12 protein-coding genes and 1 tRNA gene are annotated in these 19697 nt (G+C 66.2%); 9 read left to right on the forward strand and 4 right to left on the reverse strand.

The window, feature by feature from the left end:
- Positions 1–210: 210 nt before the first annotated feature.
- Genes DA69_RS06175 through DA69_RS06190 form a run of 4 tightly spaced genes read left to right on the forward strand, consistent with a single transcriptional unit; the run spans position 211 to position 6141 of the window.
- Positions 211–3600, forward strand: a complete 3390-nt coding sequence (locus DA69_RS06175; protein ID WP_025976826.1) for a response regulator — start codon at positions 211–213, stop codon at positions 3598–3600.
- A gap of 8 nt (positions 3601–3608) precedes the next feature.
- Positions 3609–4433, forward strand: coding sequence for a CheR family methyltransferase (locus tag DA69_RS06180; protein WP_025976825.1), 825 nt, complete (start codon positions 3609–3611; stop codon positions 4431–4433).
- On the forward strand, positions 4430–5005 hold the full coding sequence (locus DA69_RS06185) for a chemotaxis protein CheB (RefSeq protein ID WP_025976824.1): 576 nt from the start codon (positions 4430–4432) through the stop codon (positions 5003–5005). Before DA69_RS06180 ends, DA69_RS06185 begins: the two co-directional genes overlap by 4 nt.
- Entirely contained in the window at positions 5002–6141 is a 1140-nt protein-coding gene (locus DA69_RS06190; RefSeq protein ID WP_025976823.1) for a hybrid sensor histidine kinase/response regulator, read from the forward strand. The genes DA69_RS06185 and DA69_RS06190 overlap by 4 nt, the downstream gene beginning before the upstream one ends.
- A gap of 87 nt (positions 6142–6228) precedes the next feature.
- Here DA69_RS06190 and DA69_RS06195 read toward each other — a convergent pair.
- A tRNA-Lys gene (locus tag DA69_RS06195) sits at positions 6229–6305 on the reverse strand.
- A gap of 241 nt (positions 6306–6546) precedes the next feature.
- Between DA69_RS06195 and DA69_RS06200 the strand changes: the two genes are divergently transcribed.
- The 4 genes from DA69_RS06200 (at position 6547) to DA69_RS06215 (ending at position 14055) form a co-directional block, all read left to right on the forward strand.
- Positions 6547–6819: a hypothetical protein gene (locus tag DA69_RS06200; RefSeq protein ID WP_025976822.1), complete on the forward strand. Its 273-nt coding sequence runs from the start codon at positions 6547–6549 to the stop codon at positions 6817–6819.
- 56 nt (positions 6820–6875) lie between these two features.
- Positions 6876–8663: an autotransporter assembly complex protein TamA gene (locus tag DA69_RS06205; protein ID WP_025976821.1), complete on the forward strand. Its 1788-nt coding sequence runs from the start codon at positions 6876–6878 to the stop codon at positions 8661–8663.
- Positions 8660–12898, forward strand: coding sequence for a translocation/assembly module TamB domain-containing protein (locus DA69_RS06210; RefSeq protein WP_025976820.1), 4239 nt, complete (start codon positions 8660–8662; stop codon positions 12896–12898). The genes DA69_RS06205 and DA69_RS06210 overlap by 4 nt, the downstream gene beginning before the upstream one ends.
- A gap of 80 nt (positions 12899–12978) precedes the next feature.
- Positions 12979–14055: a PA0069 family radical SAM protein gene (locus tag DA69_RS06215; protein ID WP_025976819.1), complete on the forward strand. Its 1077-nt coding sequence runs from the start codon at positions 12979–12981 to the stop codon at positions 14053–14055.
- On the opposite strand, the gene DA69_RS06220 is transcribed toward DA69_RS06215, so the two are convergent.
- Positions 14056–15297 (reverse strand): class I SAM-dependent RNA methyltransferase, encoded by a 1242-nt coding sequence (locus DA69_RS06220; protein WP_025976818.1) that lies wholly within the window; start codon positions 15295–15297, stop codon positions 14056–14058. It lies immediately after the preceding gene.
- A 157-nt stretch (positions 15298–15454) separates the two neighbouring features.
- On the opposite strand from DA69_RS06220, the gene DA69_RS06225 reads away from it, so the two are divergent.
- On the forward strand, positions 15455–16108 hold the full coding sequence (locus tag DA69_RS06225; RefSeq protein WP_025976817.1) for a glycine zipper 2TM domain-containing protein: 654 nt from the start codon (positions 15455–15457) through the stop codon (positions 16106–16108).
- Positions 16109–16181: 73 nt separating this feature from the next.
- Here the strand turns inward: DA69_RS06225 and DA69_RS06230 are convergent, their stop codons facing one another.
- A complete protein-coding gene (locus tag DA69_RS06230; protein ID WP_025976816.1) occupies positions 16182–16907 on the reverse strand; it encodes a TlyA family RNA methyltransferase in 726 nt (241 codons plus the stop codon).
- 5 nt (positions 16908–16912) lie between these two features.
- On the reverse strand, positions 16913–19654 hold the full coding sequence (locus DA69_RS06235) for a valine--tRNA ligase (protein ID WP_025976815.1): 2742 nt from the start codon (positions 19652–19654) through the stop codon (positions 16913–16915).
- Positions 19655–19697 lie beyond the last annotated feature (43 nt).

The following is a 19697-nucleotide window of genomic DNA, read 5'->3' on the forward strand; positions in this document are numbered from 1 at the left end:
ACACCCTCAGGCACGCCAGGCAGCTGCCTCTGATCATTCGGCGCCCTACTTTTTGACAGCGCGCAGCCGCGCAAGTGCATCGAGTACTGTGCGTCGAATCCATCCTAGGATATGGCTGCGTCGGTGACGCGCCCGGATGGGGCTCGAGCACGGTCGTCACAGAGGCTCTTCGTAATGAAATCACCAAGCCGTCCGTCCGCAGGGTCGAAGATGGAAAAACTGGCGACGCTCGGAATGGCGCTCGTCCTGGCCTTTTTCCTCGCTACCGGCCTTGTCGCGTGGCGCAATGTCGATGTTCTGCGCGCAAACAACCGGCAGATCATTCACACCCACGAGGTGATCGTCGCCGTCGACGCGCTGCTGTCGGCGGCGCAAAACGCCGAAACCGGGCAGCGGGGCTATCTGCTGACCGGCGATGTGCAATATCTGGAGCCATACGAGGCGGCGTCGCGCGACCTGACGCACCAGCTGGAAAAGTTGACGGGTTTAACCCGCGACAACCCGACGCAGCAGGCGCACCTGAATGAGCTGCGCCGTCATCTCGCCGCCAAGATGAGCGAGCTGGACGCCACGCTTCAAGCCCGCCGCGCCGAAGGCGTTCAGGGGGCGATCTCACGCATGTCCTCTGGTCACGGCCTTCGTGAGATGGACGCCATTCGCGACCAGATCGCGTTGATGCGTCAGGAAGAACAGCGCGTCCGGCGCCTGCGCCTGAACGAAATGGACGGTGCTTATCGCACGGCGTTGATCAGCGGCCTGTTGTCCGGGCTGTTGGGAGCGGTGCTGAGCGTAAGCGTTTTCACCCTGATCCGCCGTTCGGCACGCAGCCGCGCGCGGCAGGAGTGGTTGCATGAAGGCCAGGTGGGTCTGGCCGCGGCCATGATGGGCGACCAGTCGCTTGAGATGCTCGCCGACAACATTCTGGCCTATCTCGGTCGCTATACCGGGGTCCAGGCGGCGGCGCTTTTCAAGGGCGAGGGCGGCCTTTACCGGCGAGTCGCAGCGCTCGGCGTTCCCTCCGACGCTTCCGTCCCCCAGCGATTTGGTCAGCGGGAAGGCCTGCTGGGCCAAGTGGCCTCAGAGGGCGAAATCCTGACCATAACCGATGTGCCGGACGGCTATCTGACAATCGGCTCGGCGCTCGGGCGCGATAAGCCCCGCCATCTGGTTATCGCCCCGGCGCGGGCTGACGGCGCCGTAAACGCGGTGATGGAGCTAGGCTTCCTCCATGCGCCGGATGACCGACTGGTCTCCCTGCTCGAAGAGGTCGGCCCCGCCATCGGAACCGCCCTGCGCTCGGCCCGCTATCGCGCCCAGTTGCAGAATATGCTGGAGGAAACCCAGCGCCAATCCGAGGAGCTCCAGGTTCAAAGCGAGGAGCTCCGCGTCTCTAACGAAGAGCTGGAAGAACAGGGTCGGGCGCTCAAGGAATCCCAGTTCCGCCTCGAACAGCAGCAGGCTGAATTGGAACAGACCAACAGCCAGCTGGAGGAACAGGCTCAGATACTGGAAACCCAGCGCGACGACCTGGAGCGCGGCGCCGCCGCCCTCACGCTCAAGGCCCGCGAACTGGAGCAAGCCAGCCAGTACAAGTCCGACTTCCTGGCCAACATGTCCCACGAGTTGCGGACGCCGCTGAATTCTCTGCTGATCCTGTCCAAGTTGCTGGCGGACAATCCCGAGGGGAGCCTGTCGGAGGAACAGGTCAACTACGCCCGCACCATTCAGTCGTCGGGGAACGATCTTCTGGCCCTGATCAACGACATCTTGGACCTGTCCAAGATCGAGGCCGGCCACATCCAGGCGCACCCGGAAGCCGTCTCGATGCAGCGGCTGACCGAGGACCTCCGTCAGACCTTCCAGCCCATCGCCGATGATCGCGGCCTGCCGTTCGAGATTGAGGTGGATGCGAGCGTCGATCTGATGGAGACGGACCGTCAGCGGCTTGAGCAGATTCTCAAGAACCTGTTGTCCAACGCCTTCAAATTTACCGAAAGCGGCTTGATTAAACTGGGCATATCCGCCCTGCTAGGCGACGAGATCGCCTTCGCGGTCTCAGACACCGGCATCGGCATTTCACCCGAGCAGCAGAAGGGCGTTTTCGAGGCCTTCCAGCAGGCGGACGGCACCATCAGCCGCAAATACGGCGGAACAGGGCTGGGGCTCTCAATCTCGCGCGAACTGGCGCGTCTTCTGGGCGGCCGAATCGAGCTGAAAAGCCGCGTCGGCGAAGGCAGCGTCTTCACCCTTGTTCTCCCGCGGACCTATGACGCCGGACGGGTGGCTTCGCGTCAGGCTGCGTCCGCGGCCGCGCCCCCGCCGCCTTCTCCGGCGGCGTCAAACCCCAGGCCCGCCGCCCCTCGCCCTCTGTCCGCGAGCGTTGAGGACGACCGGGACAACCTCGCCGGAAACCGACGGCTGCTGCTGGTGGTCGAAGACGACGGCCGGTTCGCCGCCATCGTGCGCGATCTGTCCCGCGAACTGGGCTTCAAATGCATCGTCGCCGGTACGGCGGAAGAAGCGCTGAAGCTGGCGAAACGCCACCGCCCCAGCGCGGTCGTGCTGGATATTGGCCTGCCCGACCAGTCCGGCCTGACCGTTCTGGACGAACTCAAGCGCGACGACGACACTCGCCACATCCCCATCCACGTCGTCTCGGGCGAGGATCACAGCCAGACCGCCCTTTCGCTGGGAGCGATCGGCTATCTGATCAAACCGGTAAAGCGGGAGGACCTCGCCGAGGTCCTGCGCAACCTGGAGGAAAAGCTGACCCGCACCGTGCGGCGCGTCCTGATCGTCGAGGACGACCTGGTTCAGCGCGATGCGGTCAGCCGCCTGCTGAGTTCCGGCGACGTCGAGACGGTCGGCGTCGGCACCGCCGCAGAGTGTCTGGAGCAACTCAAGACCCAGACTTTCGACTGCATGGTGCTGGACCTGACGCTGCCGGACGCCTCGGGCTTCTCTCTTCTGGAGACCCTCAGCCGCGACACCGGCCACAGCTTCCCGCCGGTCATCGTCTACACCGGCCGAGATCTGTCGCCTGATCACGAGCAACAGCTGCGCCGCTACTCCAGCTCCATCATCATCAAGGGCGCCAAGTCGCCGGAACGGCTTCTGGACGAGGTCTCCCTGTTCCTGCACCAGGTCGTTTCGGAACTGCCGCCCGAGCAGCAGAAGATGATCCGCAAGGCCCGCAACCGCGACGCTGTTCTCGAGGGCCGCCGCATTCTGATCGTCGAGGACGACGTGCGGAACGTCTATTCCTTGACCAATGTGCTGGAACCGCGCGGCGCCCTGGTCGAGATCGCCCGCAACGGCAAGGAGGCGCTGGAGGCGCTGGAGCGCTCATCCACCGACCCGTCCCAGGCGGTCGATCTGGTTCTGATGGATGTGATGATGCCGGTCATGGACGGTCTGACGGCGACCCGCGAGCTGAGAAAAGATCCGCGCTGGAAGACTTTGCCGGTGCTGATGCTTACGGCCAAGGCCATGCCGGACGATCAGGAACGCTGCATGGCGGCCGGCGCCAATGACTACATGGCCAAGCCGCTGGACGTGGACAAGCTGCTGTCCCTCGTGCGCGTCTGGATGCCGCGCTGAGCCCGTTCATGCCCCACCAGACCGAAGACATCGAGATCGGCCTGCTGCTGGAAGCGTTATACCAGCGCTACCATTACGACTTCCGCCACTACGCGCGGGCGTCCATCAAACGCCGTCTGTTGCAGGCGCGCAGCCATTTCAACATGCCCAGCCTGACGGCCCTTCAGGAACGCGTGCTGCACGATCCCGAAATGCTGCCGCGTCTTCTCGCATTCCTGACCGTTCAGGTCAGCGAGATGTTCCGCGATCCCGGCTATTTCCGGGCCCTGCGCGAACAGGTGCTGCCTCACCTGCGCACCTATCCGTCGCTGAAGGTCTGGATCGCGGGCTGCAGCGCCGGCGAAGAGCTCTATTCCATGGCCATTCTGTTTCGCGAAGAAGGCCTGTTCGACCGTACGCTGTTCTACGCCACGGACATCAATCCTGAGGCCCTGAGGGCCGCCGAGGCCGGGATATATCCGCTCGACCGCATCCGCAAATTCACTGAAAACCATCAAAATTCAGGCGGGCGATCATCCCTCTCCGACTACTACACGGCGGACTATGGGCGGGCCGTCTTCGACAAGTCGCTGCGCGCCAATGTCGTCTTCTCGGATCACAGCCTGGTCACGGACGCCGTTTTTGCGGAGATGCAGTTGATCTCCTGCCGCAACGTGATGATCTATTTCGATCGAGGTCTTCAGGACCGGGCCGTCGGGCTGTTCAAGGATTCTCTGGCGCGACAAGGGTTCCTGGGCGTGGGGTCTAAGGAAAGCCTGCGCTTTTCGAAGCACGCAGCCGCCTTCACCGAGTTTGTGCCCGAAGAAAAAATCTACAGGAAACGCGAGCCATGAGCCGCGCCTCGGACCGGGCCGTGGTGATCGGCGCCTCCGCCGGGGGCGTCCAGGCTCTGCTCGCCCTGCTGCCCGCCTTGCCTGCGGACTTTCCCTGGCCGATCTTCGTCGTCCTTCACGTCCCGGCCGACCGCAGCAATGTTCTGGCGCCTCTTTTCGAGGCCAAATGCGGGCTCAAGGTGAAGGAGGCCGAGGACAAGGAAACGGCCCGTCCTGGAGTGGTCTACTTCGCCCCCTCCGATTACCATCTCCTGGTTGAAGAAAACGGCGACCTGGCCCTGTCATCCGACGAAGCGATCAACTATTCACGCCCCTCCATTGACGTGCTGTTCGAGAGCGCGGCGGACGCCTATGGCGAGGGCTTGATCGGCATCATCCTGACCGGCGCTAACAATGACGGAGCAGCCGGGCTCAAGGCGGTGCACGCTGCGGGCGGCGTCGCCCTGGTGCAGGACCCGGCGGCCGCCTATGCCCGGGCCATGCCTCAGGCTGCTTATCAGGCCTGTAACGCCGCGCTCGTGCTGCCGCTCGAACGCATCGCCGACTATCTGAAAGGTCTCGACAGAGAATGACCAGCACGGAACAGCCGATTCATCTCCTGCTGGTCGACGATCTGGAGGAAAACCTGCTGGCGCTGGAAGCTCTGCTGAAAAGCGAGGGCGTCGTCTGCCTGAAGGCCCGTTCGGGCGACGAAGCGCTGGAACTTTTGCTGGTTCATGATGTCGCCCTGGCCCTGCTCGACGTGCAGATGCCTGGCATGGACGGTTTTCAGTTGGCCGAGTTCATGCGCGGCAATGTGAACGTCCGCCATATCCCTATCATCTTCGTCACGGCTGGGAGCGCCGACCTTCAGCGCCGCTTCAGGGGCTATGAAGCGGGCGCGGTGGACTTCATCCAAAAACCGATCGAGGCGGACATACTGCGCAGCAAGGCCAAGGTCTTCATCGACCTGTATCGCCAGCGCATGGAAAGCCTCGCCCAGCGCGACGAACTAAAGGCCTACGCCAACGCCCTGCGCGAGGCGGATCGGCGCAAGAACGATTTCATCGCCATGCTGGGCCATGAACTGCGCAATCCCATCATGGCTATTCACGCCGGACTTCAGCTGCTGCAACGCCAGTCGGACGAAGAGCGCAAGGCGGTGATTCACGCCCGCATGGAGGTCCAGGCTCATCACCTTTCGCGTCTGATCGAAGACCTTCTGGACGTCGCCCGCATCGACCAAGGCAAAATTTCGCTCAAACGCGAACGGATAAGCCTGCAAAGCGTCATCGACTCCGCCATCGACACCAGCCGCCCGAAAATCGAGGCGGCGTCGCACGAGCTAACGGTCTCCGTGCCGCCCGAACCGGTGTGGTTGCACGGCGACTTCACGCGCCTGTCCCAGGTGATCAGCAACCTGCTCGCCAACGCCGCCAAATACACCCCGTGCAAAGGCCGCATCCACCTGTCCGTCGACAGCGAGGAAGACCAGATCCGAATTAATGTCGCCGACAACGGCATCGGCGTCTCGCCTGAGCTGAAAGGCCGAATCTTTGAACTGTTCGCCCAGTCCAAAGGCCCCGACGACCGCTCCCGCGACGGCCTGGGCATCGGCCTGGCTCTGGTCAAGCAGTTGGTCGAACTGCACGAAGGCACGATCGATCTCGTCAGCGAAGGCCCTGGCCGGGGCAGCTGCTTCACGGTGCGTTTGCCGCTCAGCGCGTGACATTGGGACCAGCGTCTCGCCAAGGCGCTGTTTCAGGTCACGAGGCCAACAGGCCGCCTCGCCATGCAATGATTTCTGGGTGGGAAGTGGTACGCCCCCCCGGGCTCGAACCGGGGACCCTCTGATTAAAAGTCAGATGCTCTAACCAACTGAGCTAGGGGCGCACATCGCGTCTGCGAAGAGGCGCGGAACATACGGTCGAGTTTCTGATCCGGCAAGCCGATATTTCGGAAAATTTGTGGGAAAACAAACACCCCGGATATGCCAGGCCGGAAAGGGTCTGGAAGAGGCGCCGCAACACTCGTTCAGGTTCAGATTGCGTTCAGAGAGTCGGAGCCACACCGTGTCGAGCGGGAACCTCCGCGCCCTTTTTCACGTTTCCAGCCCCTGAAAGGGGGAATCTCCATGAGCCAATTCATTCCGAAGCGTCTGCTGCTCGGCGCCGTCGCCCTAGGCGCCGTGACTGCGTTGGCGGCCTGCGAGGAGCCTAGCCGGGAACCGGCCCCTGCCCCCGCGCCGGTCGTCGAACCCGAAACCCCCGCCGCCGAGGACGCCGCCGCGCCGACAGCAGCAGAAGCCCCCGACACGCCGCCGACCGCGCCTGTCGAGGCCCTGCCGCCCGACCAGCGGTCGTCCGAGGAGACGGTGCAGCCTGAAAGCGATACGCTGTTTTACTGATTCCATCGGCGTAGACGGCTAAGTGCGGCGCGTTCACCACTACACAGGGTTCAGATTTGACGTCGAGGCTCCCCCTCCTTCTCGCCACCGCGGCCCTGTGCGCCTTCGCCACACAGGCGGCTGCCGAGCCGAGGGCCCAGATTCGCGGCGAGATCGACGCCGATCTGAAACGACAGCTGGAACAGGCGGTGGGCCAGGTCGACGGCGCGCCGGCCAATCGCTTTGAAGCCCGTCGTCGCGCGCGGGCGGCGCTGGAATCGGCGCAGGCCCTGCTGCGGTCTGAAGGCTATTATCAGGCCACGGTCCAGGATCAGGTCGAAGGCGAGGAAACGCCTGTCGCCATCGTCGAGGTCACGCCCGGCCGCCGGTTCCTTCTGGGGGAAGCCAAGGTCAACTGGAGCGCGCCTGCCCCGGACGCAGACACCAGCGCGGCGGTGATAGAGAACATCAAGCTGAAGCCCGGCGAGCCCGGCCGGGCGGCCGACGTGCTGGCGGCTGAGGGACGCTTGATCGCCGATCTGACCCGTCGCGGCTATGCCGACGCCGTCGCCCAGCCCCGCCGCGTCGTCGTGGATCATGCGACTTTTCTGGTGGAGCCCGGCTTCAATGTGGCGTCGGGCGAACTGGTGCGGCTGGACGGCATCCAGTTGCGCACGCGCGGGCCGACCAAGCCCGATTGGGTCCAGAGCCTTGTCCCCTGGCGTGAAGGCGACCGCTACGATCCAGAAGACGTCGCCGAGCTTGAGCGCCGCCTGCTGGACACCGGGGTCTACGACGGCGTGGGCGTCGCCCTGTCGTCTCTGGACGATACGCGCCCGGACGGCTTGAGGCCGGTTGTCGTGACCCTGGCGGATCGGCCGGTCAGCCTGCTTGAGGCGGGCGCCAGCTATTCGACCTACGAAGGCGTCGGCGTCGATGTCTTCCGCACCCGCTACAACCGCTTCGGCCGCGCCGACACGCTGCGGTACGGCGCGCGGATCGCCAGCATCGACAGTCGTATCGGCGGCGAGTGGTCGCAGCCCCACTGGCGGCGGGCGGGTCGGACGCTGAAACTGTCGTCCTTCATCGTCAACGAACAGACCGACGCCTATGACCGCAGCGCCCTGACCATGGCCGCGGACCTGTCGCAGCGGCTCGGCAAGACGTCCTGGTTCAGCTACGGCGTCGGCGTGGACGCCGGGCGATACACGGAATACCGCTTCGATCCCGAAACGCAGACACCGATCACCCTGGACCGGGATCTGGCCATCGTCACCCTGCGGGGCAGCGCCTATATGGATCGCTCCAACGACCCGCTGAACCCGACGACCGGCTACCGCCTGTCCGTTTCGGCCCAGCCGACCGCCGTGACGGGCGAGGATACGGTCATGTTCCTGCGCACCGAGGGTCAGGCCAGCGCCTATCTGCCGCTGCAGGACGGCGCCAAGACGGTTCTGGCCGGGCGCGCCCGTATCGGCTCGATCATCGGCGGCGAAGAGCTGACGGTGCCCTCTGACCGCCTGTTCTATTCCGGCGGCGGCGGCTCGGTGCGCGGCTATTCCTATCAGAGCATCAACCCGCGCCTGCCGGACAACCGTCCGCGCGGTGGCCTGTCGCTGTTTGAAACCTCGCTGGAGGTGCGGCGCGATATCGGCGAGAAGTTCCAGGCTGTCGCCTTTGTCGACGGCGGCGCCGTCGGCTTTCAGGAAACGCCGAACTTCAGCAACATGCGTTACGGCGCAGGGGTCGGCGTCCGCTACAAGCTGCCGTTCGGTCCCGTCCGCGCCGACATCGCCTTCCCGCTGAACAAGCGCGAAGGCGATTCCGGATTCCAGCTCTACATCAGCATCGGCCAGGCGTTTTGACCGACACTCCTCCGCCTCACGAAACGGGCGCAGACGTCGCCGACACGCCCGCTGAAAAGGCGAAGCGCAAACGCACCCGGCTTCAACTGGCCGCCTTCATCGCTGGGATCGTTTCGGCTGGCGTTCTGGCGCTGGTCATCGTCGCCCTGGTCGGCGGGCGGATGTATCTGGTTTCCGATCCGGGCCGCGAGCTGATCACGAGCTTCGTCGCCGGCAAGAAGATCAGCCGCTACGGACGCATCAACGTCGAAGGCCTGCAGGGCGACCTGTTCAACGATTTCCGCCTGAGACGCATCACCGTGACCGACGAAAAGGGCGTCTGGCTCGAAGCGACCGACGTGCGCGTCGACTGGTCCTATTGGCCGCTTCTGGCGCGGCGGTTTCACGCCACCGAAATCAGCGCGGGTCAGATCCGTCTGCTGCGTCGCCCGGAGCTGGAGGCGCCCACCGAGCCGGGCGGCCCGCAAGCCATCTCTATCGACATCGACCGCTTCAGCGCCAACGTCGAATTGATGGAGGATTTCTCCAAGGAATACGGCCGCTGGACGCTGAGCGGCGACGCCGCCATTCCGCGCAAGGGCGTCAAGACCGCCAACGTCAACGCCTATAGCCTGAACCGCAAAGGCGACTACCTGCGCCTGGCCGCCGCCTTCGGCGACAAGCCCGAAGACCTGCGCGTCAACCTGCGCGCCAATGAGGCCCAGGGCGGGCCGATCGCAGGTTCGCTGGGCTATTCTCCCGATCAGCCCTTCTCGGCCGTCGCCGTGGTGAACGGCGAGGTCATCGACGTGACCGTGCAGACCGGCCAATTCCGCCCCCTGCTGGTCAAGGGGACCTATGGCGACAACGGCGCCAAGGTCTCGGGCTATGCCGACTTCTCGGGCTCCGACCTGCTGCAGCCGTTCGTCGAGCGCATCGGCCGGACCGCCCGCTTCGGCTTCGCCATGACGCCGGACGCCGAACGTGAGGGCTATCAGGGCGTGGCCTGGCGCCTGTACGCCGACAACATCGAATCCAGCGCGCGCGGCCTGATCCGCACGACGGACAACACCGCGCCGGAAGGCATCAACCTGGAAGTGACGACACCGTCGCTCAGCCGTCTGGTCGGCAGCCCGGTCGCCGGTCCGGCCGCCTATAACGGCGTGTTCAAGGGCGACGCTCAGGCATGGAGCCTGCAGGGCTCCGCTAGCCTGCTCAACGCTGACATCGCCTCCTATCGCGCCACGCGCATCTCCGGCCCGGTCAATATCGCCGCCAACAAGGGCCGCATCGACGTGACGACAGACGTTCGCGCTGTCGGCGGTTCGTCAGCAGGCATCATCGGGGCGCTCCTGGGCTCGACGCCGCGGATCCAGATGGAGGGTGCCCGCATGGCCGATGGCGCCATGCTGCTGAAGAAGGTCGATGCGCGCGGCCAGGGCCTGACCCTGACCGGCTCGGGCGGACGCAGCCTGAACGGCGGCCTGAACTTTACGGGTCGCGCTGAACTGACAGACCTGTCGCGCATCCGAAACGGCGCTAGGGGCGCCTTCGGCGGACCGATCCGCGCTTCCTCGGCAAGACCCGGCGCGCCCTGGGTCCTCAGCTTCGACGGGCGCGGCTCGCGCATGGCCATCGGCATGGAAGAGCTGGATCGTCTGCTGGGCGCCCAACCGCGCCTGCAACTGGCCGGGTCGCTCAACGACGGCGTCGTCTCCATCAACACCGGCGAACTGACCGGCGCCGCCGGACGCGCAGGCGCCAAGGGGCGTATCGAGGGCTCCAAACTGCGCCTCGCCCTGGACTGGGACGCACGCGGTCCCTTCGGCGTCGGCCCGGTCGCCATCGACGGCACCATGTGGGGCGACGGCGCCCTGACCGGCACCCTGGCCCAGCCGCGCGCCGACCTGCGCGCCGCCTTCGACAAGGTGGCTGCGGGCGGGCTGATCCTGACCAACGCTGACTTGATCCTCAGCTTCCGCAAGGGCGCCGACGCCTCTGACGGCCGCATCTTACTGACCTCCGGCTCGAACTACGGACCGGCGCGCGCCTCGGGCAACTTCTATCTGGGCGGGGCGCGACTGCGCCTGTCGGATGTCGACGTGAACGCCGGCGGGGTCACGGCCCAGGGCGACGTGGCCCTGTCGAACAACTTCCCCTCCAGCGCCGATCTGACCTTCACCGCGCGCCAGGGCGCTTTCCTGGCCTCGGGCGAGGCCAACGGCCGCGTGCGCCTGACCGAGGGCGCGGGCGATCAGACCGCCGTGCTGGACGTGACCGGCCGCAACGTGCGCCTGACGGGTCAGGACTGGACCCTGCGCAACCTGTCGCTGAAGGGCCAGGGCACGCTGGACCGCCTGCCCTTCACCGTGGCCGCCGACGTGGGCGGCGCCAATCCGGTCCAGTTCAACGGCGCGGGCGAATATTCCCGCCAGGGCCCGGCGCAGAGCCTGACGCTGCGGGGCGGCGGCCGCGTCCGCGACATCGCCTTCACCACCCGCGCCCCCGCTGTCTTCGCCATCAACGGCGACGGCCGCGTGGCGCGCCTGGATCTGGGCGTCGGCGGCGGCGTCCTGACCGGCGAACTGAAGCAGGACAAGCAGGGTGCGGCTATTCAAGCCGACATGACCAATGTCGAAATGGGTTCGCTCCTCCCCGATCTTCGCGGTCAGGTCACCGGCCGCATTTCGATGCAAGGCCAAGGCGACGCTCTGCGCGGCTCGGCCAATGTGGACCTTAAACAGCTGCGCAGCATCGACGCGCCGCGCGGTCTGGCGGTCGACGGCACACTGAACGCCGACCTGACCGGCGATGTCCTGCGCCTGCGCGCCCAGGCCCATGACGGAACCGCTGTCCAGGCGACAGCCGACGTCAGCCTGCCGGTCGAAACCTCGGCCGCCCCCTTGCGTCTGGCCATCGCCCGGACCCGGGACATGTCAGGCCAGGTGGCTATTCGTGGGCAGATCCAGCCGATCTGGGACCTGTTCCTGGGCGGCGCCCAATCCCTGTCCGGTCAGGTGAACGGTCAGGCCACGCTGGCGGGCACGCTGAACGCGCCGCGCCTGAACGGCCGACTGGACATGACGCAAGGCGCCTTCCGCGACAGCGCCTCGGGCCTGCGCCTGGAGAATGTGACCCTCGCCAGCCGCTTCAACGACAGCCAGGCCGTCATCGAGCGGTTCCAGGCTACCGACGGGCTGAAAGGCGAGGTGTCCGGCAATGGCGATCTGGGCCTGCGTCAAGGATCGCCCTCGACCCTGCGCCTGGAACTGACGCGCTTCCGCATCATCGACAACGACATCGCCCAGGCCCGCGCCAACGGCCGCTTGACCGCCGTGCGCGGCGCCGACGGCAACATCCAGCTGACCGGCGACCTGAACATCGACGAGGCCGAGATCTCGCCGAACCTGCCCGGCTCCAACGGCATCGTCAAAATGGACGTGGTCGAGATCAACCGCCCCGGCGGCGACCCTGTCGAAGCCGAGGAGAAGGCGCGGGGCGGTCCCAGGATCGGCCTGAACCTCAACCTGACCGGACGGGAAATTCACGTGCGCGGACGCGGGCTGAACGTCGAACTGTCCGCCAATGCGCGCGTGCGCGGCACTATCGCCGATCCCCAGTTGTCCGGCACGGCCAACGTCGTGCGCGGCGACTATGAGTTCGCAGGCAAGCGCTTTGTCTTTGATGATCGCGGCTCCGTCACCTTGTCGACCGACCTGGCGCGGATTCGTCTGAACCTTGAGGCTGTCCGCGAAGACCCGGCGCTCACCGCCGTGATCAAGGTCACCGGGACCGCGGCCGAACCCAAGATCCAGCTGACCTCCACCCCTGCCCTGCCCCAGGATGAAATCCTGTCCCAGGTGCTCTTCGGCCGATCGGCGGCGCAACTGTCGCCGTTCGAGGCGGCCCAGCTCGCATCGGCGGTGGCGTCCTTGGCCGGCGGCGGGGGCTTCGACGTGATCGGCAACCTGCGCGAACTGGCCGGGCTGGACCGCCTGTCCTTCAGCGGCGAGGCCTCCAGCCTCACCGTCGCGGGCGGCCGCTACATCACCGACGACGTCTACCTGGAAGTCATCGGCGGCGGAGAACGCGGTGCTGCGGTCAGCGTCGAGTGGCAGGTGCGCCGCAACCTTGCCGTGGCCTCTAAGTTCGGCGGCGAAGGCGACACCTCCCTGTCCGTCCGCTGGCGGCGCGAAGGCCCCCGCCCCGGCGGCGAACGCCGCGACCGCAGGCCTAACGCCTCCGCTCGACGCTGATCCGAGGCAGATCGGCGCGCCTTTCGCCCGTCGCGCTATTTGTTCTTGCTTTGTTCTGTGTCGTCCTGCATCCTGCAGTCATGAGTAAGGCGATTAACGGACGCGGCGCACGCTCCAACGCCTCGGGTCGGTACGAAGCCGACCGACGCGAGGCCTATGACGACGGCTGGACGGATCAGGACGAGGCGGCGGCCCCGCTTCGCACCACCCTGTCCTCGGAACGCGCTCGCACCATCATCGCCAAGAACACGAGTCCCGATATCGGCTTCGATCGCTCCATCAACCCCTACAAGGGCTGCGAACATGGCTGCATCTACTGCTACGCCCGTCCGTCCCATGCCTGGATGGGCCTATCCCCGGGTCTGGATTTCGAGAGCCGGATCTTCTTCAAGCCCGACGCCGCGCGTCTGCTGGAACAAGAGCTCTCAAAGCCCCGGTACGTCTGTCGGCGTATCCACATAGGGGGCAATACCGACCCCTATCAGCCGGTCGAGCGCGAGACAGCTTCCACGCGCTCGATCCTTGAGGTGATGCAGCGGTTCAACCACCCCTTCAGCATCATCACCAAGTCGGTGCTGATCGCGCGCGACGCCGACATTCTGGGCGACATGGGACGAAAGGGCCTGGCCTCCGCCTTCGTCTCCATCACCACCCTGGACCGCAAGCTGGCGCGGGCGATGGAGCCGCGCGCCTCAACCCCCGCCAAGCGGCTGGAGGCGATCAGCCGCCTCGCTGACGCCGGCTGCCCGGTCGGCGTCGGCTTCGCCCCCGTCATCCCTGGCCTGAACGACCATGAGCTGGAAGCGGTGCTGGAGGCGGCTCAGAAGGCCGGAGCGACCTCGGCCATGTATGTGACCTTGCGCCTGCCGCTAGAGATCAAGGACCTGTTCCGCGAATGGCTGGCCGACGCCCGCCCCGACCGGGCGGCGCGCGTCATGTCCCTGATCCGCCAGACGCGCGGCGGCAAAGACTATGATCCCGACTGGTCGCAACGGATGAAGGGAACCGGCCCCGTCGCCGAACTGATCGCTGCGCGCTTCAAGGCGGCGGTCAAACGCTATGGGCTGGATGGACCCCGTCATGCGCTCGACATGACCCAGTTCCGCGTCCCGGCAGACGCCCGACCGCAACTGGACCTGTTCGATCTGGCGTCCTGATCAGCGCCGGAACACGCCGACCAGTTCGATATGGGTCGACCAGATGAACTGATCGATCGGCGTGACCTTCTCCAGCCGGAAACCGGCGTCGACCAGCACCCGCGCGTCCCGAGCGAAGGTCTGAGGATTGCACGACACGCCAACGATGACCGACGCCTTCGTGCCGGGCAGTTGCTGCGTCTGCTCCAACGCGCCCGCGCGCGGCGGGTCCAGAACGATGGCTTCGCAGCCCTTGAGATCATAGGGCGACAAGGGACGGCGAAACAGATCGCGCGCCTGGGCCTCAATACCCTTCAAGCCTTGGGCCGTGCTCACGCCCGCCTTCAGGGCCGCGATGGAGGCGGCGGCGGAATCGGCGGCCATGACGCTGGCCACCTCCGCCAGCGGGAAGGTGAAGGTTCCGGCCCCACAGAACAGATCGGCGACCTTCTTGGCCCCCTTCACCGCCGCGACCGCGCGCGCGACCATGGCTGCTTCGGCGGCAGGCGACGCCTGAAGAAAAGCGCCCGGCGGCAAAGGCACTGACGCACGCCCGAACCGTACGCGCGGCTGGCGCGCCATGACCAGCGTCTCGCCATCCAGACTGAGCCGCGCCAGATCGGCCTCCGCCGCCGCCGCGATGGCCAGCGCCAGTTGATCTCCATTGAGGCCGCCTGACCGCTTTTCGACGCCGGTCACATCGACGTCCAGACCGCTGTCGGTCAGGGTGACGTGCAGCGTCGGCGCCGATTTGGGATGCCCCAGCAAAGGCGCGGCGATCTTGGCCAGCGCAGGCAGAGCCGCCGTCAGTTGCGGATCCGACAATGGACAGTCGGTCAGTTCGACCACCCGCCACGACTTGCGCGCCTTGAACCCCAGAATGACCCGCCCGTCCGGCAGCTTGCGCGCGTGCAGCGCCAGACGACGGCGGCTGCCCAGCGGCGTGGCCACGGCCGCCTCGACCTCAGTCTCCAAGCCTTCGCGCGCCAGCGTCTGGATCACCACCTCTCGCTTCCACGCCAGATAGGGTTCCTCGGCCCAGTGCTGCAGCGGGGCGACGCCGCATTCGGCATAGGTCTGCGAGTGGATCGGGCGCCGATCAGGGCTGGCCTCGATCAGGTCGAAGCGCTCGGCCCGGCCGTCCTTGACCTCGGCGGCGACGACCTCGCCCGGCAAGGCGCCGGGCACGAAGACCGGGCCGTCGGCGGTGTCGGCGATCCCGTCGCCCTGATGGCCCATGCGGGCGATGGTCAGCGTCTGCATCATGAGGCGGCTTCTAGCGGCTTCCGCGCGAAAATCGAAACATGAACGAAGATGAACGACGCGCTCAAAAGCCGTTCAGCTTCGCCGCCCTATCAATGGCTGCAACAGACGGCGACCTGATCCGTTCAGGTGCGGCCTCCGTCGAAGGAAAAGAACGATGATCGCTCTCATCTCGAAAAAAGCCTCGGCCGCCGCCATCGCCGCCCTGGCCTGCGCCTCGGCCGTCGCCCTGCCTGGCGTCGCCTCGGCCCAGAGCTATGGCTACGACTATCCGCCTGCCTATGGTTACGGCAACAGCGGCTACAGCCAGGGAACCTATTACGACCCCTGCGTCCGCGATCAACGTCAGCGCGCCACGACCGGCGGCGTTCTGGGCGCCGCCATAGGCGCCATCGCCGGTTCGCAAATGGCCGCGCGCGGCCGCCGTACCGAGGGCAGCGCCCTGGGCGGCGTTCTGGGCGCCGCGATCGGCGCGGGCGTGGGCAACAGCTCGGCCGCCTGCGACAGCCGCTACCGCCGCGACGCCGACTACGGCTATCAGGGGACGTATGTCCCGCCGGCCTATGGTTATGACAACCGGGGCTACGACAGCCGCAGCCATGACAATCGCGCCTATGACCGTCGTTATGACGACCGCCGCGACAGCTACGACTATTACCGGGACTACCCCGACACCTACGCCTCTGCGCCCCGCGACGCCGATCAGTGCCGCCTGGCCGAGAGCAACATCCGTCTTCCCGACGGTCGCATGGAGACGCGCTACGTGCGCACCTGCATGGACCAATCGGGCCGTTATCGCGTCGTCGATTAAGTTTCAGCCCCCCTGTCAATCGACGATGTGAAGAGGGCCGCCGGCGATCCGGCGGCCCTCAAATCATTTGGCATCAGGCTTTCTGGGCCCAGAGCAGAAACTCGACGTTGCCGTCGCCGCCGGTGATGGGACTGTCGGCGACCTCGCGCACGGTCCAGCCGCATTCCTCCAGCCAGTCGCGCACCCGGGCCACGGCTGCGGCGTGGGCCTCGGGGTCCTTGACCACGCCCTTCTTGCCGACCGCCCTGGGGCCCTCCGCCTCGAATTGAGGCTTCACCAAGGTGATCAGGTCCGCCTCCGGCGCCGCTAGTTCGAGGGCAGCAGGCAGCACCTTTAACAGACTGATGAAGCTGGCGTCGCAGACGATCAGGGACGGCGCCTCGGTGATGAGCTCAGGCGTCAGGTCGCGGGCGTCGGTCTTTTCCAGATTGATCACGCGGGGATCGTCGGCGACCGAGGGATGCAGTTGCCCCGTGCCGACGTCCACGGCGAAGATCCGGGCCGCGCCGCGATCCAGACAAACCTCGGTGAAGCCGCCAGTCGAGGCGCCGACATCCAGAACAACACGCCCATCGACCGCCACCGGCCACAGGTCCAGCGCCCGCTCCAGCTTCAGCGCACCGCGCCCGACCCAGCGATGGGCGGCCTCGGCCTCGATGAACGCGTCCTCCGCGACCTTTTCCGACGGCTTTGCGATCATGCGGCCGTCGGCTTTCACCAACCCGGCCTCGATGGCGGCGCGGGCGCGGGCGCGGCTGTCGAAGACGCCCCGCGCGACGAGCAGTTGGTCGATCCTCATGCCCTTTACAGGGCTTCCAGCCGCTTCAACGCGGCCTGCAGGCGGGCCTTGCCCTCCTCCGCTTCGGCCAGCTTGGCGCGCTGCTCCTCGACCACTTCGGCGGCGGCGCGGGCGACGAAGTTCGGGTTGCCCAGCTTCTTGTTCACATGGCCGATGTCGCTGTCGAAGGCGGCGATTTCTTTCTCGAGGCGCGCGCGCTCGGCGGCCAGATCGATGATCCCGGCCAGCGACAGGGCGACTGTCGCCCCGCCCGAGACGAAGGTCACGGCCCCGGCCGGCGCGGCCTCGGCCACGGCGACCTCGGACACGCGGCCCAGCGTCAGGATCGAGTCGCGGTGGCGCGCGATGCGCTCAGCCGTGGCTGCGTCCGGCGCAACGAAGGCCAGCGGCGGCTTGGCCGACGGCGGCACGTTCATCTCGGCCCGCAAGGCGCGGATTTCGCCGATCAGGTCGACCAGCCAGCCGATCTCGGCCTCAGCGCCGGCATCGACGAAGGCGTCCGGCAGCACCGGCCAGGTTTCGCCCATCAGCAGGCCGTCGCGGGCGGGGCCTTCCTTGCCCAGTTCCGCCCACAGCTCCTCGGTGATGTAGGGCATGACCGGGTGCAGCAGCTTCAGCGTCTGGTCGATGGTCCAGGCCGTCATGGCGCGAGTCTCGGCCTTGGCGGCTTCGTCCGAGCCGTTGAACACCGGCTTGGCCAGTTCCAGATACCAATCGCAGAACACGTTCCAGATGAAGCGGTACAGGGCGCCCGCCGCATCGTCGAAACGCCCGCCCTCGATGGCGTCCGATACCTGGCGCTCGGCCTTGGTCAGTTCGCCGCGAATCCAGCGGTTGATCGTCTGCTGCACGCCGGCGGGGTCGAAGCCCTCGACACGGCGCGCCTCGTTCATCTGGCTGAAGCGAGCCGCGTTCCACAGTTTGGTGCCGAAATTGCGATAACCTTCAATGCGCTGCTTCGACAACTTGATGTCGCGCGTGCCCGACAGAATCGCCATCGTAAAGCGCAGCGGATCGGCGCCCAGTTCGTCGATGATGTTCAGCGGGTCGATGACGTTGCCCTTGGACTTCGACATCTTCTGGCCCTTCTCGTCGCGGACCAGACCGTTGATGATGACGCGCTTGAAGGGGACTTCGCCGTCCATGAAATGCAGGCCCATCATCATCATCCGGGCGACCCAGAAGAAGATGATGTCCGCCGCCGTGACCAGGTCGCTGGTCGGATAGAAGCGCTGCAGATCCTCGGTCTTTTCCGGCCAGCCCATCGTCGAGAAGGGCCACAGGGCGGACGAGAACCAGGTGTCCAGAACGTCCTCGTCCTGGGTCAGCACGACCTCGGAATCATAGTCGGACAGCGCCTGCTCGCGGGCGTCCTCTTCCGTCTCGGCGACATAGATTTCGCCGTTCGGGCCGTACCAAGCCGGGATGCGGTGCCCCCACCACAGCTGGCGCGAGATGCACCACGGCTCGATGTTGCGCAGCCATTCGAAATAGATTTTCTCGTAGGACTTCGGCTCGAACACGGTCGCGCCGTCCTCGACCGCCTTCAGGGCGGGCTGGGCCATGACCTTGGCGTCGACGTACCACTGGTCCGTCATCCACGGCTCGATGACGACGCCTGAGCGGTCGCCGTGCGGGACCATGTGCTTGGTCTTCTCGATCTCGCGCAGCCAGCCTTCTTCCTCGGCGCGGGCGACGATAGCCTTGCGCGCAGCGAAGCGGTCCATGCCCTCGTACTCGGCGGGCACGTCCGGCGTGTCGGCGGCGGTGATGCGACCGAAGGCGTCCATGACGTTCAGGGCTTCAAGTCCTGCACGCTTTCCGACCCCGAAGTCGTTGAAATCGTGTGCAGGCGTGATCTTCACCGCGCCCGAGCCCTTGGTCGGATCGGCGTAGTCGTCGGCGACGATCGGCACGCGACGGCCGGTGATCGGCAGGGTCACGAACTTGCCCACCAGACCCTTGTAGCGCTCATCCTCCGGGTGAACGGCCACGCCGGTGTCGCCCAGCATGGTCTCCGGTCGGGTCGTCGCCACGACGATGAAGCCGCGCGTCTCGAACTCGGTCGCCTTGCCGTCCTCGTCGAAGGCGACCGGGTGCTGATAGGTCACGCCGTCGGCCAGCGGATAGGCGAAGTGCCAATAGGCGCCGTCGACCTCCTTCTGCTCGACCTCGAGATCCGAGATGGCCGTCTGGAAGTGCGGGTCCCAGTTCACCAGACGCTTGTCGCGATAGATCAGGCCGTCCTTGTGCAACTGCACGAAAACCTTGCGGACGGCGGCGTTCAGCCCTTCGTCCAGGGTGAAGCGTTCGCGGCTCCAGTCGCACGACGCGCCCAGGCGACGCAGCTGGCGCACGATGGTCCCGCCGGATTCGGCCTTCCATTCCCACACCTTCTCGATGAAGGCGTCGCGGCCCATGTCGCGCCGCCCCGGCGCGCGCTCAGCCGCCAGTTTGCGCTCGACCACCATCTGTGTGGCGATGCCCGCGTGGTCGGTGCCCGGCAGCCACAGCACGGCCTTGCCCTTCATGCGGTGATAGCGGGCAAGGATGTCCTGCAGCGTGTTGTTCAGGGCGTGGCCGATATGCAGGCTGCCCGTTACGTTCGGCGGCGGAATGACGATCGAATAGGCGTCGGCGGCGCCGTCAGTGAGCTTTGCCGCGCGCGGGGCGAACAGGCCGCTGTCCTCCCACTGGGCGTAGATGCGCGGCTCGGCGGCCTTGGGTTCGAACGTCTTCTCAAGCATGGTCATCTCGTTTCCCCGCGGCGCAGCGCGAATGCGCCGCCGA

Origin of the sequence: Brevundimonas naejangsanensis (assembly GCF_000635915.2) — a bacterium.
Taxonomy (GTDB): domain Bacteria; phylum Pseudomonadota; class Alphaproteobacteria; order Caulobacterales; family Caulobacteraceae; genus Brevundimonas; species Brevundimonas sanguinis.